This is a genomic window from Paenibacillus alkaliterrae (genome assembly GCF_021532375.1).
Classification (GTDB): domain Bacteria; phylum Bacillota; class Bacilli; order Paenibacillales; family Paenibacillaceae; genus Pristimantibacillus; species Pristimantibacillus alkaliterrae.
Genome location: NZ_JAKGAP010000007.1, coordinates 99,344 through 123,431 on the forward strand (window position 1 = coordinate 99,344; position 24,088 = coordinate 123,431).

Below are 24,088 nucleotides of genomic sequence, written 5' to 3' on the forward strand. Positions count from 1 at the left end.
TATTCGCACTAGCCTCTTCATATGGTGATACGGATAAGCAACCTTATCGACCTAATAGAGGAGGCTGGTGTTCATGATTTTTTCGATACGTACTTGGACGAGCCGTGTTGTATTTATTGTTGTTTTTTCCGTTTTATTGTTAGCGGTAACCGGGGGCTATCGCTGGCTTGCAGAGGCGCTATCGCCCGTTCATCCTTACCGGGTGCCCGAGGGGGATGCGCTAAAAGTGTTTATTTCTGAGCCTGGTCCGCCAGACAGCAGTAAAATGGCCGATCGGCTTCGTTGGTTTTATTGGTACGGGGAGTAGCATTTAAGGCGCATGCTGCACAGATTGTTTGAGCAAGCAGGATTTCACACGTCGAACGTTGAATCTTTTTGTAGAATAATCCCATCCGTAACGTGCCGGTAGTGAAAGGAAGTCCAATGAAAGCATATTTGAAAAGCTATATCGACTATTTATTGGAGGAGCGAAGGCTTTCCGCAAATACGCTTTCCTCTTATGAGCGTGACTTAATCTGCTTTGTTTCCTATATAGAGGAGATAGGACAGAATGAGCTGTCAGCTATCCAAAGACATCACATCTCCAGATATATGCAGCATTTAAAGGATCAAGGCAGGAAAGCGGCGACGCTGTCAAGGCATGTTGTTTCTATCCGTGCCTTCTTTCATTATTTAGTGATTAAAGGAATCATCGTACATAATCCATCCGTTTATATGGAATCGCCGAAGCAGGAGAGACGGCAGCCAAGCGTGCTGAGCGTCGCTGCAACGAGCCTTTTGCTCGAGACCCCCAGCTGTATCAACGCAAGCGGAAAACGGGATAAGGCCATGCTCGAGCTCATCTATGCAACAGGAATCCGTGTAACCGAACTGGTGTCGCTAAATATGGAGCATGTTAACTTACAGCTTGGCTATATTCAGTGTATTGGTACAGGTTTGAAGGAAAGAATTGTCCCGTTCGGCAAGCTGGCGAATGAGGCATTGAAGGACTATCTGCAAACGGGCAGGGATGAGCTTAAGACTGGAAGGAAGTCGGAATCCGCCCTGTTTCTTAATCACTTGGGAACGCGTCTGACAAGACAAGGATTTTGGAAGACGATAAAAAAGTACGCGAAGGAAGCCGGCATAGAGGATGCGATTACGCCTCACACGCTTAGACATTCAGTTGCATCTCATATGCTGGACAACGGCGCGGATATCCGCGCCGTTCAGGAGTTGCTTGGTCATGCGGATATTTCGACGACACTTAAATACACGCAGAATTCCAAGACGCGGATGAGGGATGTTTACAGCAATGCGCATCCTCGCGCATAATCGGCCCAGAAGAACAGGCCAAACCTCGAGGCAGCGAAGGGAGTCATACTTATGAAATTTGAGCGAATCGCGGTTATCGTATTGGACAGCGTCGGCATCGGCGAGCTGCCGGATGCGGAAGCTTTCGGTGATCTTGGGTCGCACACATTAGGGCATATCGTTGACCGCGTGCCCGATATTCAGCTTCCCCATTTGAGAAGATGGGGACTTGACCGGATAGCTCAGCTTAGTAACTGGAGTCCGTCTTATGAACCTGCGGCAGCTTACTTTGGAAAAATGGTTGAGGTTTCGGTCGGCAAGGATACAATGACCGGACATTGGGAGCTGATGGGCCTTGCGATAACCGTCCCCTTTCAAACCTTCCCCGATGGATTCCCGCCAGAGCTGCTTGGCCCGTTTATAGAACGAACAGGCCGTAAAGTAATCGGCAACAAAGCTGCCAGCGGTACGGAGATTTTGGATGAGCTAGGCGCCGAACAAATGGAAACCGGGTCGTGGATCGTATACACTTCTGCGGACAGCGTATTTCAAATCGCGGCGCATGAGGAGGTTATTCCTCTAGAGGAGCTGTATCGTGCCTGCGAAATTGCGAGAGAGCTGACGATGGATGAGCGCTTTGCCGTCGGTCGGGTTATTGCACGACCATATACCGGGAAGCCCGGCGCCTTCAAACGAACGACGAACAGACATGATTATGCTGTAAAGCCGCCGCAGCCAACTGTTCTGAATGCTTTGCAGGAGGCTGGTTATGACACCATTGCGATCGGTAAAATAAACGATATTTTCGATGGAGAAGGGATAAGCGCCGCAACTTCTACAAAAAGCAATGCGGACGGGATCGAAAGAACGATTGAGCAGCTTAAACAACCGTTCAAAGGGCTCCTTTTCACCAATCTCGTTGATTTCGATTCACTTTACGGCCATCGTCGCGATCCTGCGGGTTATGCAGCGGCGCTTGAGGAGTTTGACAAAGCCGTTCCTGAACTGGAGCGGCAGCTTGGCGAGCGGGATCTTCTGATTGTCACGGCTGATCACGGGAATGATCCTACTCATCCCGGAACGGATCATACGCGCGAGTACGTCCCGATTTTGTTGTTCAGCCCTTCATTTAAACGTCCCGGGCAACTGCCGATCCGTTCCACCTTCTCGGATTTAGGCGCGACGATCGCGGACAATTTCGGAGTAGTCGCTCCGCCGAACGGGACCAGCTTTTTGAATGAGCTGGACAAGATGGAGAATGAGGCAGGCATCACCGAATGAATGATTGCCGGTTAGATCGATAATATTTTAGGAGGAATTTGTTATGAATGCTTTTACCTTGGCAGCATTAACAGCTTCTCACATTAAGGAAGCAGCGCAATTTATCGAACAGCAAACATCGTTAAGACCGGAAATCGGTCTAATTATGGGTTCGGGACTCGGTGTTCTCGGCGACCATCTTCAAGATGCGGTAACGATTCAATATCATGACATCCCTCACTTTCCGATTTCCACGGTGGAAGGTCATGCGGGAGAATTGCTTATCGGAACCTTGTCCGGAAAAACCGTGCTGTTGATGCGCGGTCGTTTCCATATGTACGAGGGCTACGGTCCCGAGCTTACGGCTTTCCCGGTTCGCGTCATGAAAGCACTTGGCGTTCATGCCTTACTCGTAACGAATGCAGCCGGAGGCGTCAACACCGATTACGATGCCGGCAACCTTATGCTTATTTCCGATCATATCAACTTAACCGGCAAAAATCCGCTTATCGGTCCTAATGACGATGAGCTTGGCGTGCGGTTCCCTGATATGTCTGAAGCATACAGCAAGCGCCTGCGTGCGTTAGCAAGGGAGATTGCTGTAAGCCAAGGCTTTATATTGCGCGAAGGGGTGTATGCAGGCCTGCTTGGACCAACGTATGAAACGCCTGCTGAAATTCGCATGCTGCGCATATTGGGTGCCGATGCTGTCGGAATGTCGACTATTGCCGAAGTGATTGCCGCGCGCCATTCGGGAATAGAAGTAGCAGGAATTTCTTGCATTAGCAATATGGCCGCGGGTATTTTGGATCAACCGCTGTCGCATGCTGAGGTGATGGAGACGACGGAACGAGTCAAGTCCCAATTTCTGGGACTTGTTACCGCCTTAATCGCTTCCATGTAATGTTTTTTGTAACAGAATTGTAACATTCGGGTCGACTCATTATGACAGTGTTTTTTTTGTGGTTCGTCGTATAATGTCCATGATCAAAGAATGATGGAGTGGACGAGCATATGGATAAGCAATTACTCATACGGATGGAGCAGTTGCGTAATAAGATGGAGGAAACAGCTCTACTGAAGCAAAATTTACTGCACCGCGACGTCATCTTGTTAAGCCAATCGCTTGATGAGATTATCGTTCAAGTGCAGAGAGAGCGTTATGCCTTATCGCGCGCGAACTAACCGATGAACGAAACACACGCTTACGAAGGAGTTTTGCATTCGCAAAACTTTAAGGAGGACAACATGCGATCGGTAGATCTTATTCAGAAGAAGCGAGACGGCGGCGAGCTGACCGCCTCAGAATTAACGTATTTAATAGACGGTTATTCGCGCGGTGACATTCCGGATTACCAGCTCTCCGCTTGGGCAATGGCCGTTTTTTTTCGAGGAATGACGCCTCGGGAGACTGCGGCGCTTACGCTTGCGATGGCTAATTCCGGCGACCAGGTCGATCTTGGGCCGATCAGCGGAATTAAAGTGGACAAGCATAGTACCGGCGGAGTAGGGGATAAAACGACATTAATTATAGCTCCGCTCGTCGCATCTGTCGGCATTCCCGTTGCCAAAATGTCTGGGCGCGGACTTGGGCATACTGGCGGCACAATTGATAAGCTTGAATCGATAGAGGGCTTCCGGACTGAACTGTCGCGGGAGAGATTTATGTCGCAGGTAAGTGAAATTGGATTATCGATTATTGGCCAAAGCGGCAACCTGGCTCCAGCGGACAAGAAGCTTTATGCGCTTAGAGACGTTACGGCGACTGTGGAATCCATTCCGCTCATCGCAAGCTCAGTTATGAGCAAGAAGATTGCAGCGGGCGCGGATGCCATCGTACTGGATGTGAAAACAGGCAGCGGTGCATTCATGAAGACGCTGGAGCAGTCGGAGCAGCTTGCAAAGGCCATGGTGGATATCGGTACTGAGGTTGGCAAAAACACGGCGGCCGTTATAAGCGATATGGATCAACCGCTTGGTTTTGCAATCGGAAATGCGCTTGAGGTACAGGAATCGATCGAAACGCTGAAAGGCAACGGGCCAGAGGATTTAACGGAGCTTTGTTTGACGTTAGGCGCTCACATGGTCGTATTAGGCGGTAAGTCCGATTCGGTTGAGGCGGCGAAGATGCTGTTGCGTGAACAAATTGACAACGGGGCAGCGCTTGAGAAATTTATAGCGTTCGTCGCGGCTCAGGGCGGGGATGATACGATTGCCGATGACCCGTCGCGACTTCCTCAAGCGCCGGTTCTTGTTGAGATAAGGTCGGATGGAGCAGGTTATGTTCAAGCGATAGAAGCTGAGCAATTAGGGCTTGCTGCTATGCTCCTTGGGGCTGGCAGGGCAACAAAGGATGCTGCAATCGATTATGCTGTTGGCGTTAAGCTGCGCAAGAAGGTCGGGGATGCCGTACAAACCGGCGATTCACTTGCCGTTCTTCATGCGCGTGATCATAACGAGTCTGTCCATGAGGTTGCGGAACGCGTAAGGAAGGCTTACACGCTAAGCGACGTGAAACCGGAAGCGCGTGCGCTCCTGCTTTCTGTCGTGACCGCTGAAGGCATAACGAGATATAGCACATATTCATAGGAAGCTAGTCATCCGTTCCGATCGCCGGAGCGGATTTTTTTTGCTTAAATTTCACCGCGAAACGAGCTTTAGCCGCCAAAGGAAGGCGTCAGCCGTTTACGCTTGGCGGAATTAGAGACGGAGTTCATTTTACTTCATCGTTTTGGAATATTTTTCTGAATAAAGGTCAACACTGAAAAGGAAAATATAACCGAATTATGCCACTGCAATGACAACACTTTCAGGAGGGAACTTTGTTGAAAAATCGATCTATCAAGCTATGTATACTTATCCTCGCATTTGCTATTGCAATACCGACGGCTGCATTTGCGACGGTTGAGCCAGCGCCTGCACCCGGCAATCAAGCCCCTGCCGTTAATTTGGCGTCTTCGGCCCGATCGGCCATTTTGATGGATGCGGACTCTGGAACCGTAATTTACGAGAAAAACAGCCATGATAAGCTGCCGCCTGCGAGTATTACGAAAGTGATGACGCTTCTTCTTATTATGGAGGCTCTTGATGACGGAAAGATCAAATTAACCGACAACGTTCAGACAAGCGAATATGCGGCATCCATGGGCGGCTCGCAAATATTCCTTGAAGCGGGCGAAGAGATGACGGTGGACGACATGATCAAGGGCATCGCGCTGGCTTCCGGAAATGATGCATCGGTTGCGATGGCAGAGAAGCTTGCAGGCACGGAGCAACAATTTGTAGCTATGATGAATGAACGCGCGCAGCAGCTCGGAATGAACGATACACAATTTGCGAATCCAAATGGGCTGCCGGTCGCGAATCATTATTCATCTGCCCATGATATCGCAGTCATGTCACGGGAGCTGCTAAAGCACTCTGAAGTAACGAAATACACGGGCATGTATCAGGATTATTTACGCAAGACGTCGGAGAAGCCTTTCTGGCTCGTGAATACGAACAAGCTCGTTCGATTTTACAGCGGTGCAGACGGCTTGAAAACGGGCTTTACTAGCGAAGCGAAGTATTGTCTCGCCGCAACGGCGAAGCGCGATAATATGCGGGTAATTGCCGTTGTGATGGGAGAGCCCGATACGAAAACAAGAAATGCCGAAGTTTCTCAGATGTTCGATTATTCGTTCGCTCAATATATGAATCACTCGATCATCAAAGAAGGCGAATCGATGGGGACGCTGCAGATCGAGAAGGGGACAGCGCCGGAGCTGCCGCTTGTTGCGAAACATGCGTATAGCGTGCTATTGAAAAAAGGAAGCGCTACGAAGGACATCCGTTATGAGCTGAAAATCGATGGGCCTTTGAAAGCTCCTATCCAAATCGGTCAGCCAATCGGCAAGCTGGTCGTCTATCAAGGCGATAAGGTGTTGAAGGAGTTTGACGTTGACGCCCCATTATCCATAGAGCGTGCAGGCTGGTGGAAGCTGCTTAAACGGTCGGTCTCGGGTTTGTTTACTTAATTTGGAACCTGCAGACTGTATTAGTCATTTAATCAACTCGTTTTTTGTCAGCTGATAGCGTTATGCTTCTAGTTTTGTCGGCAAGCAGGAATCACTCTCTATTTTGGAGAATTGCTAGTTCTATCTCGGCATGTTTAAGTTTGAAAAAACCTAGAGGAGATGAACAGCTTTATGAGTCTGCAAGCAGAATTGGAGCATTACCGCAATGTGCTGATCGTACGCCTACGGGGAGAGCTGGATCATCATACGGCTGATGTCGTTCGCTTTAAGATGGAGGAGGCCCTTCTTCGAGGAAGCAGCGATCATGTCATCCTCAGCTTAAAGGATTTGCAATTTATGGACAGTTCCGGTCTAGGGGTCATTCTGGGCAGGTACAAGCAGGTAAAGAGCAAGGGCGGCAAAATGGTCGTATGCGATGTGAATCCAAGCGTGTATCGCCTGTTTGAGCTCTCGGGCCTGTTTAAAATTTTAACGATTCACGAGAATGAACGTACCGCAATTTCCAGTTTGGAGGTGGTGTCATGAACGGATCGAATGAAATGACGCTTTCCTTCAGCGCCCGCTCGGAAAATGAAGCTTTCGCACGAATCGCGGTCGCTGCATTTGTGTCACAGCTCGATCCGACGCTAGAGGAGCTGAATGATTTAAAGACGGCCGTGTCTGAAGCTGTAACGAACGCGATTATTCACGGCTACGAAAGCGATATCTCCTGCAAGGTGTCAATTGAGGCGAGAATCGAAGGCGATTCCGTCTCCATCACAGTGTCGGATAATGGACGGGGAATAGAAGACTTAGAGCTTGCAAGGCAGCCGCTTTTTACATCTAAGCCTGAGCTGGAGCGTTCAGGGATGGGCTTTACGATTATGGAAAACTTTATGGACCGTTTCGAGGTTTCAAGCATGGTAGGCGGCGGAACGCGAGTTGCGATGCTGAAGCGAATCGAATCGAAAAAAGCGCTCTACAATTAGCGCATAGGGGTTGAGCCTCATGGATGTCAATCTAAAGCAAACGGCCCAGCCTTACTTGGACGATGCGGAAGTAAAGCGGCTCATAGCGCTAAGTCAGTCCGGCGACACGCTTGCAAGAGATACACTCGTTCAATGCAATATACGGCTCGTTTGGTCAGTTGTTCAACGGTTCATAAATCGCGGTTATGAGCCCGAGGATTTATTCCAGATCGGTTGTATAGGATTGCTGAAGTCGGTGGACAAATTCGATTTGTCCTACGATGTGAAATTTTCCACCTATGCGGTACCGATGATTATTGGGGAAATTCAACGGTTTTTGCGCGATGATGGTACGTTGAAGGTAAGCAGGTCCCTCAAAGAAACGGCGAATAAAGTTCGTAAAATGAAGGACGAGCTTTCGAAGACTCTAGGGCGCTTGCCTACCATTAGCGAGGTTGCGGAGCGGCTTGGCATAACGCCGGAGGATGTCGTATTCGCCCAGGAAGCGAATAAACCGCCAACGTCCATACACGAAACCGTATTTGAGAACGATGGCGATCCCATTACGCTAATGGACCAAATTGCAGACGAATCGCAGGAGCGATGGTTCGATAAGCTTGCGCTTGTCGAAGCGATCGAAGGCCTGAGCGAGCGTGAACGGCTGATCGTGTATTTGCGCTATTACCGCGACAAGACGCAATCCGAAGTAGCGACCAGGCTTGGCATATCCCAGGTACAGGTCTCGCGGCTGGAGAAAAAAATATTGCAATCCATTAAAGATCAAATCGCCCTTTAAGGCGGTTTGGTCTTTTCCATTTTTTACCTCTCCTAGCATGAGTATACGAATCGACCTTTTCTCATACTAAAAGGGAAACATACACCAGCGTTATGGCAGAAGGGAAGCTGACAGATGGAAGCATCCAAACAAGCGGTCCTCTATCTGCGCCTCAAAAAAAGAATTTACATTAAGCCGGAACACCGCGTCACGTTAGGCCAGGCAGCCCGCTTGCTTGCCGTAAATGATTCGATCGAGGAACAATTGAAAGGGCTTGTGCTCTATGAGCATAAAAAAGCCGATGGCAATCGGGTTGTCATCGATCTTTTGCAAATCGTAAAAATAATCCGCGAGCGGATGCCGGATTTAACGGTTGAGGCCTATGGAGATCCACAGGTACTTGTCATGGTAGCGGAGAAGCAGGTGAAGCCGCGCATTCCACTTCTCATCTTCTCGTGGCTGCTCCTGTTTTTTGGGTCCGGGCTTGCGATCATGAACTTCCATACGGATGTAAGCATGAAGGAGGTTCATATCCGTATCGTCGAGCTTATAACAGGGAAACGTACCGATCATCCATTATGGTTCCAAATTCCGTATTCATTAGGAATCGGACTTGGCATGGTGTTATTTTTTAACCACTTGTTCCGCAAACGGTTTAATGAGGAGCCTAACCCGCTTGAGGTCGAGCTTTACATGTATCAGGAAAATGTAAACTCGTATGTGATCGCCGATGAGATGCGCAAAAAGGCGGACTATGACCAAACGCAGGATAAGCGGCATGATTAACGGGCTGTCTAATGTATTCGTTGCTCTCCTCGGTTTGGCGGGAGGTATAGCGGTGGGCAGCGGATTAGTTGCATTGCTAATCGTGCTGGATCTTATTCCCCGTCTTGCCCAAATCGCCTATGCTTATCGGATGTCGGCATGGTTTGAGACAGCGATCATATGCGGATCCTTGTATTGGACATTCGCTGATTTTTTGGATTGGAAATTAGCACTGCCGTCAGGTTTCATTCTTAGCGGAGCGGGATTGATTGACGGGATGTTTGTCGGAATGCTGGCGGCTGCTTTGACTGAAGTCATGAACGTGCTGCCTATTTTGGCAAAACGCATGAATCTATCCAACTATATGGTTGCGCTTGTGATGGCAATGGTCATAGGTAAAACATTAGGTTCTTTATTCGACTGGCTCGTATTTCAATGGTAATTCATTATGAATGAGGTGAAGGCAGATGAGAGATTCACACTCCGGGCAAGGACATGAGGAGCAGGGAGATAAACACGCTATGCCTCCTTATCCTCCGGCAATAACCGAGGAGCAACAGCGCGAGGAATCGGTTGCTCCTGCTTCAATGCGAATCAAGAAAACAAGCTCGATGTCATTGGAAGACGGAGAGGAGAACTACATACCCAATCAGTTGGATGATGTGCTGAGGCGTTTAGAGCATGAGATTGGGTACAAAACTAGCTTTGACGTCGTCGTAAGGGAAATGACGTTCGGCGATAAACGTACCGCCATGCTATGTATGAACGGGCTAGTGAAGGATACGTTGCTTACCGAAGTGCTCAATCGGCTAACCTTCCTTCAGCCTGACGATTTGTCGAGTCATGCGCTCCATTCTTTCCTCGATTTGTACGTACCGGCCGCTCAGGTAACGAAGGAGGATGATTGGAACAAAATGCTGTCAGGCGTTCTGTCTGGCGGAACGGCATTATTTATCGATGGCGAATCCAGTGTTATTATGATCGATGCCAAGGAGTTCCCGGCCCGCGGTCCGGAGGAGCCTTCGCTCGAGAAGGTCGTTCGCGGAAGCAGGGACGGCTTTGTCGAAACGTTAATGGTGAACGTATCTTTAGTCCGGAGACGCGTTCGTGACCCTCAGCTCCGATATGAAATTGTACAGGTTGGCGAGAGGACGAAAACAGATGTATGTATTGCTTATATCAATGATTTAGTCGACAAGGAACTGTTGAAATCCATTAAAAACAAAATAAAGATGGTGAAGCTTGACGGTTTGCCGCTTGCCGATAAACAATTGGAGGAGGCCACTGTAAAACGAGGCTGGAATCCATTTCCGCTTGTACGGTATTCAGAACGGCCGGATACGGTAGCTGCCCATTTGCTTGAAGGCTCCGTAGCTGTATTCGTAGACACCTCTCCAAGCGTAATGACGCTGCCGACAACGTATACAGACCTCATTCAGCATGCGGAGGAAAATCGACAAACCCCGTTTATCGGGACGTATTTGCGCTGGGTTAGATTTCTTGGAATTTTCGCATCGCTGTTTATGCTGCCGCTTTGGTTGCTTTTCGTTATGCATCCTGAGATTAAACCTGTTGCGCTTGAGTTTTTGGGTCCGTCCAAAACGGGTCAGCTTCCGTTATTCGTTCAATTTTTGCTGGCTGAGATCGGTGTTGACCTGCTGCGAATGGCGTCTGTACATACTCCTTCGTCACTCGCAACGGCAATGTCGCTTGTCGCTGCTATATTAATCGGCGATATTGCGGTACAGACCGGCGTTTTCGTGAACGAGGTTATCTTGTATATGGCTGTTTCGGCGATCGGCATGTTTGCCACGCCGAGCTATGAGCTGGGCTTAGCCAATCGGATCGTACGGCTGGTTTTAATTGTCGCGGTTGCCGCCTTTAGTGTACCGGGTTTTGTTATTGCTACGACGGCGATCTTGCTGATGCTGGTTTGTGAGCGTTCCTTCAACCGTCCATACATGTGGCCGATCATACCTTTCGATATGAGAGCGGTGTGGGGCATAATCATTAGGCAGCCTGTGCTGTATAACCGCTATCGCCCGAATATTTTGAAACCGCAGCAGCGGGATAAGATGCCTAGCACGGAGTAAATTCACAATAATGCAAATGAAATGTGAATTTATCCATTTCTCCAGCGGGAAGATTGCGTTATACTGGTGCTATTGATGCAAATTCTATCCGTTCTATCTGTATGCAGATGGAAGAAAGCTGAGGGGAAATATATGTACCTGCATGGAACTAGTAAAATTAACGCAAACGGTCATTTGGAAATAGGCGGCTGCGATGCCGCTGATTTGGCGAGCCGGTTCGGCACGCCGCTATATATTGTCGATGAAGCATTGGTTCGTCAACGCGCGAACGAATACGTCGAGGCTTTCAAAGCTTCCGGACTTAAATTTCAAGTCGCTTATGCAAGCAAAGCGTTCAGCGTAATGGCCATGTGTGCGATTGCAGAGCAAGAGGGACTATCGCTTGACGTTGTATCCGACGGTGAACTTTATACCGCTATGCAAGCGGGCTTCCCTGCCGAGCGTATCCATTTCCATGGCAATAACAAAACGCCAGAAGAAATTAACATGGCGCTTGATGCCGGTATCGGCTGCTTCGTAGTCGACAACTTCCTTGAGCTTGAGCTGTTGAATGCGCTCGCTGGCGACAAAGGCAAGAAGGTTAACATATTGCTTCGTATTACGCCAGGAGTAGAAGCTCATACACATGATTATATTTCGACAGGCCAACAGGATTCGAAGTTCGGCTTTGATCTGGGCAACGGAGCTGCGAAGCAAGCGATCCAAGAAGCGATGGCATTGCCTAACTTAATCGTATTGGGCGTACATTCTCATATCGGGTCGCAAATTTTCGAAGTTGAAGGCTTCCGCATGGCAGTGGACAAGGTTGCTGATTTTGCGGTTACTGTACGTAATGAGCTTGGGCTTACTTTTAAGGTCATCAACCTTGGCGGCGGCTTCGGCATCCGTTATGTCGAAGGCGATACTCCGCTTCCAATCAGCGAATACGTAGCTGCCATTACAGGCGCCATCATTTCGAATTTCTCGAAAGCGGAATTTCCGCTGCCGGAAATTTGGGTTGAGCCGGGCCGGAGCATGGTTGGCGATGCAGGTACAACTCTGTATACCGTTGGTACAAGCAAAACGATTCCGGGCGTTCGCAAATACATTGCCGTTGACGGCGGAATGACGGACAACCCTCGCCCAGCGCTTTATCAATCGAAGTACGAAGCGGTTCTGGCTAACCGTGCCAATGATCCGAAAGAAGAGACGGTTTCCGTAGCAGGCAAATGCTGCGAGAGCGGAGATATGCTGATTTGGGATCTTGATCTGCCGAAGGCTGAAAATGGCGACTTGCTTGCTGTTTTCTGTACAGGTGCTTATAATTATGCAATGGCAAGCAACTATAATCGAATTCGCCGTCCTGCTGTCGTTTTCGTTAAGGACGGGCAAGCGGATCTTGCCGTTAAGCGGGAATCGCTTGAAAATATCGTATGCAATGACGTCATTCCGGCAAGACTTCAAAAATCACCGCTTGCGAAATAAGGGCAATATTGGTAACGTAGTCTTATTCGGATAAAGAAAGGTAGATGCAGCAATGGCAAAACAGGCAAAAATTACACTAGCAAACGGCGGAGCGGTCGTAATCGATTTATTCGATCAAGACGCGCCGAACACCGTAGCAAACTTCGAAAAGCTGGCTAATGACGGTTTTTATAACGGACTGACGTTCCACCGCGTTATTCCGGGCTTTGTCGCACAAGGCGGTTGCCCGAATGGCACTGGTACAGGCGGCCCTGGTTACACGATCAACTGTGAAATCAACCCGAACAAGCATGAGCGCGGATCGCTTGCTATGGCGCATGCAGGCCGCAACACAGGAGGCAGCCAGTTTTATATCGGCTACGCTCCACAGCCGCATCTTGACGGCGGTCATACCGTTTTCGGCAAAGTAGCAAAGGGTATGGAGTATGTTGACGCTTTTAAAGGCGGAGACAAGATGGAAAAGGTTGAAGTTGTCGAAGTTTAATGGTAAGATACTTACTATAATTATGTAAGTGCAGCTTTCCTTCGGGGTCGGGTGTAATTCCCAACCGGCGGTGATCGGGTAGCACAGGAAGGATTGGACAACCATACTTCCTGTGCTACCCGTCAGTCCGTGACCCGGGCCGAACGGTTATATTGGCAGTCAATGCTCATATATCAATCGGAACGGTGGACCTGGTGAAAATCCGGGACCGACAGTACAGTCTGGATGGGAGAAGGAGAGGCATCGACAGCTATATCATTCATGCTTATTAGCTTGTGTTTTATTTCACAAGTGAAATAGGTTTGTTTCATTAGCGTATTTTACGAACCGATTCCGTAGCGATTACGGTTTCTTTAAGAGCGGCTTCTTAATGCTCTCTTTGAAGGTCGGTTTTGTCGTTGTTTTCTCAGGTTTCTTTCATCACCCCTGTCGGCAAGCATGCCGACAGGGGTGATTTTATTTTATGGATATTTTAAACGATGAATATTATATGCGATTAGCATTGGAAATAGCCGCTAAAGCCGCCGGACAGACAGGTATAAATCCCGTAGTCGGTTGCGTTGTTGTAAAGGAAGGCCGGATTATTGGCATCGGTACACATCTGAAGCGCGGAACGGGGCATGCCGAAGTGCACGCGCTTCAAATGGCTGGAGATGAAGCGGAAGGCGCAACGGTGTATGTCACTTTAGAGCCTTGCAGCCATTACGGCAAAACACCTCCTTGCTGCGAACGGATCATTGCCGCAAAAGCAGCTAGAGTAGTCGTGGCAGCGGGCGATCCGAATCCGCAGGTATCCGGAAAAGGTATCTCGAGGCTGCGCGAAGAGGGAATTGACGTAGCCGTTGGTGTACTTGAGCAGGATTCTCAACAAATGAACGAAAAGTTTAATAAATATATTACGACCAAAATGCCCTTCGTTACTTTAAAAACGGCAAGCACGCTGGATGGCAAAATAGCATCCCATACCGGCGACAGCCGCTGGGTCACAGGGGCTGTGGCCCGTGAACAGGTGCATACACTTCGTCATCAGCATGAGGCTATCATGGTCGGAATCGGCACGGTTCTGGCTGATGATCCTCTGTTGAACACTCGTGCCTCAGTGCCGGCGATCAATCCCGTTCGAATTATTGTGGATTCCACTCTTCGACTGCCTTTGAGCGCGAGGGTAGTAACGGATCGGTCCATTCGAACGATCGTACTAGCTTCGGGCCATGCAGCAGTCGATAAGCGTAAATCGTTAGAAGCTGCCGGCGTTGAGGTAATGGAATGCGGAAACGAAGCGAAGGTAGACTTAGAGATAGCGATGCAGAAGCTTGGCGAGCTTGAGATCGGGTCGATTTTGCTCGAGGGCGGCGGTTTGTTAAATGGCGCAATGCTCGAAGCAGGGTTAATCGATAAAATCATGCTCTACTTCGCCGCCAAAATAATCGGCGGGGAACAGGCGCCTGGAACCTTTAGCTTCAACGGATTCGAGAAAATGGCAGATGCCATTGAGCTGGAGCAAGTAAAGGTTGAAATGGCCGGCGAAGACATTTGCGTTACCGGTTACCCGGTTTACAAAAAGTAAGCCAGATTAGTAAAAATGTTACGAAGTGAGTTTGCTTACGCATGCTCTTTAGGAGGACGTCCATGTTTACCGGATTAGTTGAAGAAATGGGACAGATGAAAGGGATAACGAAAGTGGGGGAGGCTATGCGTTTAGTTATCGGAGCAACCCGTGTTACTGAGGGGGTCATGCTGGGGGACAGCATTTCGGTAAACGGTGTTTGCTTGACGGTAACGGCATTTGATCGTTCCTCGTTCTCGGCGGACGTCATGCCGGAAACGTATCGCAAATCAAGCCTTCACCGGCTTCGGCCTGGCGAACGTGTTAATCTCGAGCGGGCAATGCAGGCGGGAGCGCGTTTCGGAGGTCATATCGTGCAGGGACATAGCGATGGCATCGGACAAATATCGACCCGCAAAACGGATGCAAATGCAGTCGTGTTTAATATCCAGCTTGATGATCCGGGATTGCTGCGATATGTCATCCCGAAGGGTTCCATCACAATAGACGGAATTAGTCTGACTGTTGTTGACACCTCAACCAACAGCTTCACGGTGTCCATAATCCCGCACACGCTAAGCGAAACGGCTCTTCAGCACAAGCATGCGGGAGACACAGTCAATATCGAATGCGACGTGATCGGCAAATACGTCGACCACCTTCTCCATTTCAAGCAATCCGAAGCAGCTGGATCCAAGTCCAAGCTTACAACATCATTCTTAATGGAAAATGGATTCTTATAATCGATCCTCCGTACAAATTTTCACCAACAGTAAGCGTGTCCCGCAGGGACGAAAGCGAGCACTACTTAAACGCATCACAAAACCGTCTCTGTTCCGCCAACGTTACTCAGGAACAGGTGGCACAGGCGCGTAAAAGAGGAAGCGTGTCCCTCAGGGACGAAAGCGAGCACTACCCAAATGCATCACACAACCTCCTCTGCTGCTCTTACGTTAGTCCAATTGCGGGTGTCCAGAGGGTGCAACCCTTGGGGCCCTCCCTTGGAAGGGAGGGTTTGGGAGGGTTCGAAAGCCTTTGAAGGTTTGGATGAAGCCTTTGAAGGTTTGGTAGTAGAAGCCTTTGAAGGTTTGGTTGTCACTAAGGAGGGAATTTTATATGGAACAAACAGACCAGATAACATTTGATCGTATTGAAGAGGCGCTAAATGATCTTAAGCTGGGAAAGCCGATTATCGTCGTAGACGACGAAGATCGTGAGAATGAGGGCGATCTCATCGCATTAGCTGACAAAACCACGCCCGAGATTATTAATTTTATGATTACGGAAGCGCGAGGACTGGTATGTGTACCGATTACACAAGAGCGTGCGGAAGAGCTGGATTTACCTCCCATGGTCTCTCATAATACCGACTATCATGGTACGGCTTTCACCGTTTCTGTCGATTATATCCGGACAACGACTGGAATCTCGGCGCATGAACGGTCGGAGACGGTGAAGGCGCTCATCGACCCGATGACGAAGGCGGCGGATTTCAGGAGACCGGGGCATATTTTTCCGCTCATAGCGAAACCGGGCGGCGTGCTTCGACGCGCTGGGCATACAGAGGCAGCGATCGATCTGGCCGTTATGTGCGGCTCATCGCCTGCAGCCGCCATTTGCGAAATCATTAATGAAGATGGAACGATGGCGCGTCTGCCGGACCTAATCGTTTTTAAAAAAAAGCATGATTTAAAGCTGATCACGATCCAAGAGTTGATTCACTACCGCAATGAAAAAGAAAAGCTAGTTGAACGCGCAGTGGATGTGAAGCTGCCTACCGATTTCGGTACGTACCGGGCAATTGCCTATACGAATATCGTCGACAATAAAGAGCATGTGGCCCTTGTCAAAGGCGATATCGATCCAGAGGGCATTTCATTGGTGCGTGTGCATTCGGAATGCTTGACGGGAGACGTTTTCCATTCTCACCGTTGCGATTGCGGTCCGCAGCTGGAAGCGGCTCTTAAACAGATTGACGAGGCGGGCAGCGGCGTTCTTCTCTATATGAGGCAAGAAGGCAGGGGCATCGGTCTTATTAACAAATTAAAGGCTTACGCGCTGCAAGAGCAAGGTCTTGATACCGTCGATGCAAATTTAAAGCTTGGCTTTCCGGCCGATTTGCGAGATTATGGTATTGGCGCGCAGATTTTGAAGGATCTTGGCATTCGAAAAATGCGTTTGCTAACAAACAATCCTCGTAAAATTAAAGGTCTAGAAGGTTACGGGCTGGAGGTTGTCGAACGCGTACCGATTCAAATGGATGCGAATGAAGACAATAACGGCTATTTACGTACAAAAAAGTCGAAGCTGGGGCATTTGCTTCGGTTCGAGGAACAGGATTACAACATTTGAAAAACGAAAGGATGATTATAAAATGGTACGCGTTTTTGAGGGACATTTAGTATCGGAAGGTTTAAAATATGGAGTAGTCGTAGGACGGTTTAACGAATTTATTTCGAGCAAGCTGCTTGGAGGTGCGCTTGATGCTTTTAAGCGCCATGGTGCACAGGAGGAAGACGTAGACGTAGCTTGGGTACCAGGCGCATTTGAAATTCCGTTGATTGCGCAAAAAATGGCGGAAAGCGGTAAATATGATGCCGTTATTACTTTAGGGGCTGTAATACGTGGATCAACACCACATTTTGATTATGTTTGCAACGAAGCTGCAAAAGGAGTAGCGGCAATCGCATTGAAAACGGGGGTTCCAACGATTTTTGGCGTTTTGACTGTAGATTCCATTGAGCAAGCGATAGAGCGCGCAGGCACGAAAGCAGGGAACAAAGGATACGAAGCGGCGGCAAGCGCAATTGAAATGGCGAATTTGACCAAGCAATTGCAGGCTTAAGCTGCTGAGCAAAGGCTAGGCGGGAGGAAACAGATGTGTCGGTGCTTTATAAGCTGGATTCCTTTGAGGGACCGCTGGATCTATTGCTGCACTTAATCGACAAGGCTGAGATCGATATCCATGAAGTATCAATCAGCGAGATAACCATACAATACATGGAATATTTGGATGCAATGAAGGAGCTTGAGCTCGAGGTGACGAGTGAGTTTCTAGTCATGGCAGCTACCCTCTTGGCGATCAAGAGCAAGCAGCTTCTTCCGAAGCCTCCCGTGTTTGAGGAGGATTACGAGGATTGGCCGGATGACGGCTTAGATCCGCGTGATGAGCTGATCCAGAAGCTCGTAGAGTACCGTAAATTCAAACAAATCGCCGAGCAACTGCGCGAGAAGGAATTCGAACGCAGCCTTGTTTATTCTAGAGAGCCGGAAGATATGACTCCTTATATGAAGGAGGAGAAGGTGAATCCGGTTGAAGGCCTGCATGTATCGGATTTAATTTTGGCTTTCCAGAAGGCTCTCCGCCGTGCAGCTAGGCGAAATGTCGTCGCCACGGTTCAGCGTGATGAAATATCGGTAAAGGACCGTATCCGCGATATTATGGACATACTGAAGCAGTTTGAAACGGTACGCTTTTCGAAGCTGGTTCGTGAAAACATGGACAGGCATGAGGTCGTCGTAACCTTCCTGGCGATACTTGAGCTTATGAAGATGAAGCATATACGCTGTTACCAGCATCAGCTGTTTGAGGATATCGTTATTCATTGGAGAGGAGAATCTTCGGAAAGTGGATTATCCGAAATTGAAGACAATTATTGAGGGCTTGCTTTTTATGGCTGGTGATGAAGGCTTGACGAAGAGACAGCTTGCAGATATTTTGGAGATGGATCCAGAGCTGGCATCCGATTTGGTTTACGATCTTCAGCGAGATTTGGAGCGTGAAGGCAGAGGCGTGCAAATTGCCGAGGTAGCAGCCTCATACCGTCTCACGACCCATCCGGAGCATGCACCTTATTTTGAGCGAATGGCCTATTCGCCTACCCGTTCACAGCTTTCGCAGGCAGCGCTGGAAACCTTGTCTATTGTTGCCTACCGGCAGCCGATTACTAGAGTCGCTATAGAAGAAATTCGTGGCGTCAAGAGCGATCGAGCGATTGCCTCTCTCGTCTCTAAGGATTTAATCGAAGAGGTAGGCCGGGCGGAGGCAATAGGTCGTCCGATCTTGTACGGAACAACGAAATCATTTTTGGATTATTTTGGGCTGCCGTCCATAAAAGAGCTTCCCGAGCCAGGAAATGTCGATATAGACGATGCGCTTGAGGAACAAACTCAGCTGCTTTTCGAGCGTCTGGATGGACGTCAGATGACATTTGAAGAAATTAAAGAATGAGATTTGACCGCCGGGTCATACTATATTCAACCCATATTAGGGAAACGGAGGAAGCATCATGATGCTCGGTTACCCTTACGGTTGGATAACGGCGGCCGGTCTCTTTTTTTTGCTCATTTTCGCTCTAGTCTTGTCTTCTCCAGTTGTCATAAAAGGACATTTGCGACGGGTTGGAATCAATGACGACGCGGAATTGAATGTAAGAGCTTTATTCGGCCTTATCCGATACCGCTATAAAATACCGATAATCCAATTTACGGGTTCGTCGGTAGAGATTAAGGAGCAGGTGTCATCGTCGAGCGCTGGCATTAATACATGGAAGCAATTTAACGATGATATTGACGCTGAAAAGGTTGTAAATGCGATTGATAAGATGAAGACTATTTTGCAAATGACCCGAAACCTTACCGGCTGGGTGAGACGAACGTTGACGAAGGTTAGGCTTGACGAATGGAAATGGTCTACCTCGGTTGGAACAGGGGATGCGATGTGGACGGCTATGGCCACGGGATTCGTATGGTCCGTGCAAACATCTGTTCTGGGTATCCTTTCTCAAATGGTGAAGCTTCATGCTGAACCTAAAATGAATGTGCAGCCGATTTATCAGCAGCCTGCTTTTACAACTGAAATATCATGCATAGCCCAAATCCGCTTCGGTTATGCTATTCTTGCCGGACTGCAGTTATTAGTTCGCATAAAGAAAGTGAAAGGAGGCGTCAAAGCATGGCAGAACATCCTATCCAAGGCTTAATGCAAACCGCAATGGAAAACATCAAGGAAATGGTTGATGTTAATACGATCGTGGGTGACCCCGTCCAAACGCCTGACGGCAGTATTATTATGCCTATTTCGAAAGTCGGCTTCGGATTTGTTGCAGGGGGCAGCGATATTCGGTTAGATGATGCCGATCACAAAAATGCTACACAGTCAGATGCCCATCATGCTTCGGTATCCATGCCATTTGGCGGAGGAAGCGGCGGCGGTGTATCAATTACCCCAATCGCATTTCTTGTCGTCGGAACACATGGCGTGAAAATTGTGCCGTTAGATAGTCAAACCCATCTGATCGAGCGAGTTATCGATTCAGCCCCGCATGTTTTCGATAAACTGCAGTCGATGATGAAGAAGTCGACTACCGCATCACCGTATGCGGACCCGACACAAACGGTAATAGCAGAAAACGTCATTTCAACAGATCATCTTTTATGACATAACTGCCCGAGAGGGCAGTTTTTCATTTTTTGTTAGCTGCTTTTCGTCTAGAGCAAAGTGTACAGGCATATACTAAGTCAGGAAAACAGAAGCTTGAACAACTAACGCTGTGAGAGGGGCAAGTTAAACGATGTTTTTTGAGAAGTTTAAACGGATTACAGCATTAGGGTTAATGTTTGCCTTGATGTATGGGACAAGCAGCATATCCTACGCTAGCGCGACTCCTAACTCGGTGAGTACTCATGCGAGAGCATCGGCGCTAATGGATGTCGAATCCGGCAGGCTTTTGTATAGCAGTAACGGTGATACTTCGATGAGAATAGCGAGCTTGACGAAAATTATGACGGCTATCGTAGCGATTGAGCACGGTAAACTGACCGATATGGTAAAAACAAGCAAGCGCGCGGTCGGGAAAGAAGGCTCATCGATTTATCTTCAGCTTGGAGAGAAAATGAGTTTATCCAACATGCTTTACGGTCTAATGCTTAGATCTGGAAATGATGCGGCTACAGCTATAGCAGAGCATGTTGGCGGAACTGAGGAGGGCTTCGTTCATCTCATGAATGAGAAGGCTGTATTTCTTGGACTGAAGCAAACGCAATTTAAAAATCCTCACGGTCTCGATGAAGACGGTCATTATTCTTCTGCAAATGATTTGGCTAAGCTAACGGCATATGCATTAAAAAATGATGTATTTGCCGAAATTGTTAGAACGCGTGTCAAGAAGGTACCAAATCCGCATGAGAAATGGGAATACAGCTATATCAACAAAAATAAAATGCTTGCTATGTACGAGGGCGCCGATGGCGTTAAAACCGGTTATACGAAAAAATCTTTACGATGTTTAGTGAGCTCGGCAACTCGAGATGGTCAACAGCTAGTCGCTGTTACAATTAACGATGGCGACGATTGGGCAGACCATCGCAAGATGCTCGATTGGGGCTTTATGCATTATCCTCTTCATCAGCTGGCGGATAAAGGTCAGCCTATTGCGGATAGTTCTTATGCGATAGGACAGACATTTAAATACCCGCTTGAAAAGCAAGAAGCAAGCGCGGTTCAATCGAAATTAGTTCTTTACGAGACAACGACAACACGCTTTGCATTGGGTGAAAGAGGCTCGCTCGAGTGGTATATGAATGGTCTGAAAATTGGTGCGGTACCTGTATATGACGCTGGAAGCCGCAGATTGCAGCTGCCGGAAACGTCGCAAAGAGCCATTGAGTCATTAGCGGAGTTCAAGAAAGCTTCAGGGCAAAAAGAACGAAGTGTTCAAAGTCAATCCATTATTAAAGTAATGGATGCCTTATTGGTTCATTAGTGTTTTGAAAACGCGGGAGACGTTTTCTAAACACTTAAGAATGCTTAGCTGTACAAGGGGGAGGCTGCCTATATGGTTAATTGGATTTGGTTATTTTTTATTGTAGCTAGTGTAGTCGTTGCTGCTGTAAATGGGAAAATGGATGCGGTGACGCAAGCTGCCTTCGAGGGGGCGAAATCTGGCGTCACCGTCAGTTTTGGACTAATTAGTATTATGGTATTCTGGCTTGGCATGATGCGAATAGCGGAAGATGCCGGCCTACTGCAAAAGCTGGCGCGGATGCTGGGTCCTATTGTCAGAATGCTGTTTCCTGACGTACCGCGCAATCATCCGGCGATCGGATACATTATGAGCAATTTGAGCGCAAATTTATTTGGTCTTGGTAACGCGGCCACTCCAATGGGAATCAAGGCGATGCAGGAGCTGCAGAAGCTTAATCCTGATGCCTCTACCGCAACGCCAGCTATGTGTACTTTACTCGCACTTAACACATCCAGCATTACCATCATTCCAACTACGCTCATCGCGATTCGAATGAATTACGGCTCAGCTAATCCAGCTGAAATAATTGGCACAACGCTAGCGGCTACATTTGTTGCAACGTCTGCTGCGATTCTTGCTGACCGCTGGTATAGAAGGAAATCGCCGCCCCCGCCAATTGTACCCAAGCAGGCAGCTCAAAACAAAAAAGTTAAACCTTCAAATGCCGGAGGTGAGCCGGTTGTATAACTTCTTTACAAATATGTCCGCATGGATGATTCCTGCCATTATCGTATTTATTCCGCTTTATGCTGCGTTTAGGCGCAAGGTGCCTGTATATGAAACATTTGTCGAAGGGGCCAAAGACGGATTTGGAACGGCGATTAATATCATCCCTCATTTGGTAGGCATGATGGTAGCCATAAGCATGTTTAGGGCTTCCGGAGCTTTAGAGCTCATGCTGTCTGCTGTTCGTCCGTTATTTGATTGGATGGGCATTCCAAGCGAAGTGCTGCCATTAGGAATTCTCAGACCGCTGACGGGCGCCGGTTCATTGGCGTTCACGACTGATTTGATTCAAAACTTTGGTCCAGACTCCATGATCGGAAGAATCGCTTCTACGATTCAGGGCAGCACGGACACGACGCTTTATGTGCTCACGGTCTATTTCGGAGCGATCGGCATTCGTCGTACTCGTTATGCGCTTAAGGTTGGATTATTTTCGGATATTGTCGGTTTCTTTGCAGCTATTTTTATTTGCTTATACATATTCGGCTAGTGAAGCTTGTACTTTGTTCTCCATATGGTTATGATGGAGAATGAGGTGAAATAATTGGAACGTTTACAGAAAATATTAGCCGCAGCTGGTATTGCATCCCGCCGCAAATGTGAAGAAATGATATTGGCAGGCATGGTCGAGGTCAACGGCGAGAAGGTAACAACGCTTGGCGTGAAGGCAGATCCAGCCGTCGATGCCATAACCGTTAATGGCAAGCCGATTAAGAGCGAGAAGAAAATCTATCTCATGCTTAACAAATCAAAGGGAGTTATCACAAGCGCCAAAGATCCGCAAGGACGCAAAGTGGTATCTGACTTTTTGCCAGGCATTAAAGAACGCGTTTACCCAGTCGGCAGATTGGATTACGATACGGAAGGCTTGTTGATTTTAACGAATGATGGCGAATTCGCGAATTTGCTTACTCATCCGAGCCATCATGTTCCGAAGACATATCGTGCCACGGTGAAGGGCATTCCGCACGGAACGGCATTAGAGCAGCTGCAAAAGGGAATCAAGCTTGAGGATGGCATGACCGCTCCCGCAGAGGTGGAATACCACGATGTCGATACGGAGAATAAAGAAGCTACCATAACGATTACAATCTACGAAGGGCGCAACCGTCAAGTACGCCGTATGTTTGAAGCGATCGGACATAAAGTGACCAGGCTGAAACGGATTCGGTTCGGCGAGATTGGACTTGATAATTTGGGCAGAGGCAAATACCGCCATCTGACGCCGCAGGAGATCAAAGAGCTTCTCTCCATCGCACAAAGCAAGACACATAAAGTTCATAAAAAGTAATCGACGGCGGCAGTTATTGCCGTCGACTTTTCGTTATAATGGTAATATTCGTGGCTGTGCAAACAGAAGCTGGTGGTGAATAAGATTATGGGAAAGTCGCGTAAAACGGTTCAGGTTATTATATTGTTTGCGGTATTGCTCATAGGAGGTTACGCCATTGGATCCGCTTTATTTGCGAATAATGACAGAGATCCTTTAAAGGAAGGCAGCATGCCGCCTCCATTCGAGCTTGCGGATCTGGATGGCAGCCTTCAGCGATTGTCAGATTATGAGGGGAAGGCTGTCGTCGTAAATTTCTGGGGAACCTTCTGTCCGCCATGCGTAAAGGAAATGCCGGAGTTTGAGCGCCAATTTCAGAAGTGGAAGGATCAAGGCCTCGTTATTTTGGCTATCAATTTAAGCGAGGATACGTTAACGGTCAACAATTTCGTTCGACGCTTTGAATTGAATTATCCGATTCTGCGTGATGTGAATCGCAAAACCGAGCGCAGCTATGAGCTTAAGTCGTATCCAACTACTTTTTTCATTAAACCGGACGGCTCAATTATGGAGATTAAAGTAGGCGGTATGACGGAAGAGGACATTGACGAACGGATAGAACGGCTGCTTCAGCTGTAGGAGG

At 48.3% G+C, this 24,088-nt stretch carries 28 protein-coding genes and 1 riboswitch; all 28 genes read left to right on the forward strand.

The window, feature by feature from the left end; all coding sequences use genetic code 11:
• Window positions 1-73 precede the first annotated feature (73 nt).
• The 28 genes from L1N85_RS03730 to L1N85_RS03865 all read left to right on the forward strand — a co-directional run bounded on the left by L1N85_RS03730 (window position 74) and on the right by L1N85_RS03865 (window position 24,084).
• Window positions 74-307 (forward strand): DUF4227 family protein, encoded by a 234-nt coding sequence (locus L1N85_RS03730; protein WP_235234831.1) that lies wholly within the window; start codon window positions 74-76, stop codon window positions 305-307.
• Between the two features lie 116 nt (window positions 308-423).
• Window positions 424-1,314, forward strand: a complete 891-nt coding sequence (gene xerD, locus L1N85_RS03735; RefSeq protein ID WP_235234832.1) for a site-specific tyrosine recombinase XerD — start codon at window positions 424-426, stop codon at window positions 1,312-1,314.
• A 51-nt stretch (window positions 1,315-1,365) separates the two neighbouring features.
• A complete protein-coding gene (locus L1N85_RS03740) occupies window positions 1,366-2,574 on the forward strand; it encodes a phosphopentomutase (protein ID WP_235234833.1) in 1,209 nt (402 codons plus the stop codon).
• 43 nt (window positions 2,575-2,617) lie between these two features.
• A complete protein-coding gene (locus L1N85_RS03745; protein ID WP_235234834.1) occupies window positions 2,618-3,457 on the forward strand; it encodes a purine-nucleoside phosphorylase in 840 nt (279 codons plus the stop codon).
• Window positions 3,458-3,567: 110 nt separating this feature from the next.
• Window positions 3,568-3,738: an aspartyl-phosphate phosphatase Spo0E family protein gene (locus L1N85_RS03750; protein WP_235234835.1), complete on the forward strand. Its 171-nt coding sequence runs from the start codon at window positions 3,568-3,570 to the stop codon at window positions 3,736-3,738.
• Window positions 3,739-3,801: 63 nt separating this feature from the next.
• Window positions 3,802-5,142 (forward strand): pyrimidine-nucleoside phosphorylase, encoded by a 1,341-nt coding sequence (locus tag L1N85_RS03755; protein ID WP_235234836.1) that lies wholly within the window; start codon window positions 3,802-3,804, stop codon window positions 5,140-5,142.
• A 236-nt stretch (window positions 5,143-5,378) separates the two neighbouring features.
• Window positions 5,379-6,569, forward strand: coding sequence for a D-alanyl-D-alanine carboxypeptidase family protein (locus tag L1N85_RS03760; RefSeq protein ID WP_407946314.1), 1,191 nt, complete (start codon window positions 5,379-5,381; stop codon window positions 6,567-6,569).
• A 171-nt stretch (window positions 6,570-6,740) separates the two neighbouring features.
• Window positions 6,741-7,094: an anti-sigma F factor antagonist gene (gene spoIIAA, locus L1N85_RS03765; protein ID WP_235234838.1), complete on the forward strand. Its 354-nt coding sequence runs from the start codon at window positions 6,741-6,743 to the stop codon at window positions 7,092-7,094.
• Window positions 7,091-7,537 carry an anti-sigma F factor gene (spoIIAB, locus tag L1N85_RS03770; protein WP_235234839.1) on the forward strand — a complete coding sequence of 149 codons (447 nt, stop codon included), beginning with the start codon at window positions 7,091-7,093 and terminating at the stop codon, window positions 7,535-7,537. The genes spoIIAA and spoIIAB overlap by 4 nt, the downstream gene beginning before the upstream one ends.
• 19 nt (window positions 7,538-7,556) lie before the next feature.
• Complete coding sequence (sigF, locus tag L1N85_RS03775; protein WP_235234840.1) at window positions 7,557-8,312, forward strand: RNA polymerase sporulation sigma factor SigF; 756 nt, start codon at window positions 7,557-7,559, stop codon at window positions 8,310-8,312.
• Between the two features lie 114 nt (window positions 8,313-8,426).
• Window positions 8,427-9,077, forward strand: coding sequence for a stage V sporulation protein AA (locus L1N85_RS03780; protein ID WP_235234841.1), 651 nt, complete (start codon window positions 8,427-8,429; stop codon window positions 9,075-9,077).
• Window positions 9,046-9,498, forward strand: coding sequence for a stage V sporulation protein AB (locus tag L1N85_RS03785; protein WP_235234842.1), 453 nt, complete (start codon window positions 9,046-9,048; stop codon window positions 9,496-9,498). The genes L1N85_RS03780 and L1N85_RS03785 overlap by 32 nt, the downstream gene beginning before the upstream one ends.
• Window positions 9,499-9,523: 25 nt before the next feature.
• The gene (locus L1N85_RS03790) at window positions 9,524-11,149 is read left to right on the forward strand and encodes a spore germination protein (protein ID WP_235234843.1); all 1,626 of its coding nucleotides are present in this window, start codon (window positions 9,524-9,526) and stop codon (window positions 11,147-11,149) included.
• A 132-nt stretch (window positions 11,150-11,281) separates the two neighbouring features.
• Window positions 11,282-12,613, forward strand: a complete 1,332-nt coding sequence (lysA, locus tag L1N85_RS03795) for a diaminopimelate decarboxylase (protein WP_235234844.1) — start codon at window positions 11,282-11,284, stop codon at window positions 12,611-12,613.
• A gap of 52 nt (window positions 12,614-12,665) precedes the next feature.
• On the forward strand, window positions 12,666-13,097 hold the full coding sequence (locus L1N85_RS03800; protein WP_235234845.1) for a peptidylprolyl isomerase: 432 nt from the start codon (window positions 12,666-12,668) through the stop codon (window positions 13,095-13,097).
• A gap of 33 nt (window positions 13,098-13,130) precedes the next feature.
• Window positions 13,131-13,338: riboswitch (FMN riboswitch) on the forward strand.
• A 222-nt stretch (window positions 13,339-13,560) separates the two neighbouring features.
• A complete protein-coding gene (gene ribD, locus L1N85_RS03805) occupies window positions 13,561-14,664 on the forward strand; it encodes a bifunctional diaminohydroxyphosphoribosylaminopyrimidine deaminase/5-amino-6-(5-phosphoribosylamino)uracil reductase RibD (protein ID WP_235234846.1) in 1,104 nt (367 codons plus the stop codon).
• Between the two features lie 62 nt (window positions 14,665-14,726).
• A complete protein-coding gene (gene ribE, locus L1N85_RS03810; protein ID WP_235234849.1) occupies window positions 14,727-15,386 on the forward strand; it encodes a riboflavin synthase in 660 nt (219 codons plus the stop codon).
• A 373-nt stretch (window positions 15,387-15,759) separates the two neighbouring features.
• Window positions 15,760-16,995: a bifunctional 3,4-dihydroxy-2-butanone-4-phosphate synthase/GTP cyclohydrolase II gene (locus tag L1N85_RS03815; protein ID WP_235234851.1), complete on the forward strand. Its 1,236-nt coding sequence runs from the start codon at window positions 15,760-15,762 to the stop codon at window positions 16,993-16,995.
• A gap of 22 nt (window positions 16,996-17,017) precedes the next feature.
• Complete coding sequence (gene ribH, locus L1N85_RS03820; RefSeq protein WP_235234853.1) at window positions 17,018-17,488, forward strand: 6,7-dimethyl-8-ribityllumazine synthase; 471 nt, start codon at window positions 17,018-17,020, stop codon at window positions 17,486-17,488.
• A 35-nt stretch (window positions 17,489-17,523) separates the two neighbouring features.
• Window positions 17,524-18,303, forward strand: a complete 780-nt coding sequence (locus L1N85_RS03825; protein ID WP_235234855.1) for a segregation and condensation protein A — start codon at window positions 17,524-17,526, stop codon at window positions 18,301-18,303.
• Window positions 18,272-18,874: an SMC-Scp complex subunit ScpB gene (gene scpB, locus L1N85_RS03830; protein ID WP_235234864.1), complete on the forward strand. Its 603-nt coding sequence runs from the start codon at window positions 18,272-18,274 to the stop codon at window positions 18,872-18,874. Before L1N85_RS03825 ends, scpB begins: the two co-directional genes overlap by 32 nt.
• A gap of 58 nt (window positions 18,875-18,932) precedes the next feature.
• The gene (locus tag L1N85_RS03835; RefSeq protein WP_235234866.1) at window positions 18,933-19,625 is read left to right on the forward strand and encodes a DUF2953 domain-containing protein; all 693 of its coding nucleotides are present in this window, start codon (window positions 18,933-18,935) and stop codon (window positions 19,623-19,625) included.
• Window positions 19,598-20,083, forward strand: coding sequence for a GerW family sporulation protein (gene ytfJ, locus L1N85_RS03840; protein ID WP_235234873.1), 486 nt, complete (start codon window positions 19,598-19,600; stop codon window positions 20,081-20,083). Before L1N85_RS03835 ends, ytfJ begins: the two co-directional genes overlap by 28 nt.
• 187 nt (window positions 20,084-20,270) lie before the next feature.
• The gene (locus L1N85_RS03845) at window positions 20,271-21,407 is read left to right on the forward strand and encodes a D-alanyl-D-alanine carboxypeptidase family protein (protein ID WP_235235318.1); all 1,137 of its coding nucleotides are present in this window, start codon (window positions 20,271-20,273) and stop codon (window positions 21,405-21,407) included.
• A gap of 72 nt (window positions 21,408-21,479) precedes the next feature.
• Complete coding sequence (locus L1N85_RS03850; protein ID WP_235234875.1) at window positions 21,480-22,136, forward strand: nucleoside recognition domain-containing protein; 657 nt, start codon at window positions 21,480-21,482, stop codon at window positions 22,134-22,136.
• Window positions 22,137-22,149: 13 nt separating this feature from the next.
• Window positions 22,150-22,665 carry a spore maturation protein gene (locus tag L1N85_RS03855; protein ID WP_235235320.1) on the forward strand — a complete coding sequence of 172 codons (516 nt, stop codon included), beginning with the start codon at window positions 22,150-22,152 and terminating at the stop codon, window positions 22,663-22,665.
• 54 nt (window positions 22,666-22,719) lie between these two features.
• On the forward strand, window positions 22,720-23,466 hold the full coding sequence (locus L1N85_RS03860) for a pseudouridine synthase (RefSeq protein ID WP_235234877.1): 747 nt from the start codon (window positions 22,720-22,722) through the stop codon (window positions 23,464-23,466).
• An 87-nt stretch (window positions 23,467-23,553) separates the two neighbouring features.
• Complete coding sequence (locus L1N85_RS03865; protein ID WP_235234884.1) at window positions 23,554-24,084, forward strand: redoxin domain-containing protein; 531 nt, start codon at window positions 23,554-23,556, stop codon at window positions 24,082-24,084.
• The last annotated feature ends 4 nt before the right edge of the window (window positions 24,085-24,088 follow it).

Bases quoted from the DNA above. Each gene is read 5' to 3' on its own strand.
- ribH (WP_235234853.1), top strand. From the start codon at position 17,018: ATGGTACGCGTTTTTGAGGGACATTTAGTATCGGAAGGTTTAAAATAT.
- sigF (WP_235234840.1), top strand. From the start codon at position 7,557: ATGGATGTCAATCTAAAGCAAACGGCCCAGCCTTACTTGGACGATGCG.
- L1N85_RS03865 (WP_235234884.1), top strand. From the start codon at position 23,554: ATGGGAAAGTCGCGTAAAACGGTTCAGGTTATTATATTGTTTGCGGTA.
- xerD (WP_235234832.1), top strand. From the start codon at position 424: ATGAAAGCATATTTGAAAAGCTATATCGACTATTTATTGGAGGAGCGA.
- L1N85_RS03845 (WP_235235318.1), top strand. From the start codon at position 20,271: ATGTATGGGACAAGCAGCATATCCTACGCTAGCGCGACTCCTAACTCG.
- L1N85_RS03730 (WP_235234831.1), top strand. From the start codon at position 74: ATGATTTTTTCGATACGTACTTGGACGAGCCGTGTTGTATTTATTGTT.
- L1N85_RS03790 (WP_235234843.1), top strand. From the start codon at position 9,524: ATGAGAGATTCACACTCCGGGCAAGGACATGAGGAGCAGGGAGATAAA.
- L1N85_RS03750 (WP_235234835.1), top strand. From the start codon at position 3,568: ATGGATAAGCAATTACTCATACGGATGGAGCAGTTGCGTAATAAGATG.
- L1N85_RS03855 (WP_235235320.1), top strand. From the start codon at position 22,150: ATGTCCGCATGGATGATTCCTGCCATTATCGTATTTATTCCGCTTTAT.
- spoIIAA (WP_235234838.1), top strand. From the start codon at position 6,741: ATGAGTCTGCAAGCAGAATTGGAGCATTACCGCAATGTGCTGATCGTA.
- spoIIAB (WP_235234839.1), top strand. From the start codon at position 7,091: ATGAACGGATCGAATGAAATGACGCTTTCCTTCAGCGCCCGCTCGGAA.
- L1N85_RS03800 (WP_235234845.1), top strand. From the start codon at position 12,666: ATGGCAAAACAGGCAAAAATTACACTAGCAAACGGCGGAGCGGTCGTA.
- L1N85_RS03850 (WP_235234875.1), top strand. From the start codon at position 21,480: ATGGTTAATTGGATTTGGTTATTTTTTATTGTAGCTAGTGTAGTCGTT.
- L1N85_RS03745 (WP_235234834.1), top strand. From the start codon at position 2,618: ATGAATGCTTTTACCTTGGCAGCATTAACAGCTTCTCACATTAAGGAA.
- L1N85_RS03740 (WP_235234833.1), top strand. From the start codon at position 1,366: ATGAAATTTGAGCGAATCGCGGTTATCGTATTGGACAGCGTCGGCATC.
- ytfJ (WP_235234873.1), top strand. From the start codon at position 19,598: ATGGCAGAACATCCTATCCAAGGCTTAATGCAAACCGCAATGGAAAAC.
- lysA (WP_235234844.1), top strand. From the start codon at position 11,282: ATGTACCTGCATGGAACTAGTAAAATTAACGCAAACGGTCATTTGGAA.
- L1N85_RS03815 (WP_235234851.1), top strand. From the start codon at position 15,760: ATGGAACAAACAGACCAGATAACATTTGATCGTATTGAAGAGGCGCTA.
- L1N85_RS03780 (WP_235234841.1), top strand. From the start codon at position 8,427: ATGGAAGCATCCAAACAAGCGGTCCTCTATCTGCGCCTCAAAAAAAGA.
- L1N85_RS03755 (WP_235234836.1), top strand. From the start codon at position 3,802: ATGCGATCGGTAGATCTTATTCAGAAGAAGCGAGACGGCGGCGAGCTG.
- ribD (WP_235234846.1), top strand. From the start codon at position 13,561: ATGGATATTTTAAACGATGAATATTATATGCGATTAGCATTGGAAATA.
- L1N85_RS03835 (WP_235234866.1), top strand. From the start codon at position 18,933: ATGATGCTCGGTTACCCTTACGGTTGGATAACGGCGGCCGGTCTCTTT.
- L1N85_RS03785 (WP_235234842.1), top strand. From the start codon at position 9,046: ATGACCAAACGCAGGATAAGCGGCATGATTAACGGGCTGTCTAATGTA.
- ribE (WP_235234849.1), top strand. From the start codon at position 14,727: ATGTTTACCGGATTAGTTGAAGAAATGGGACAGATGAAAGGGATAACG.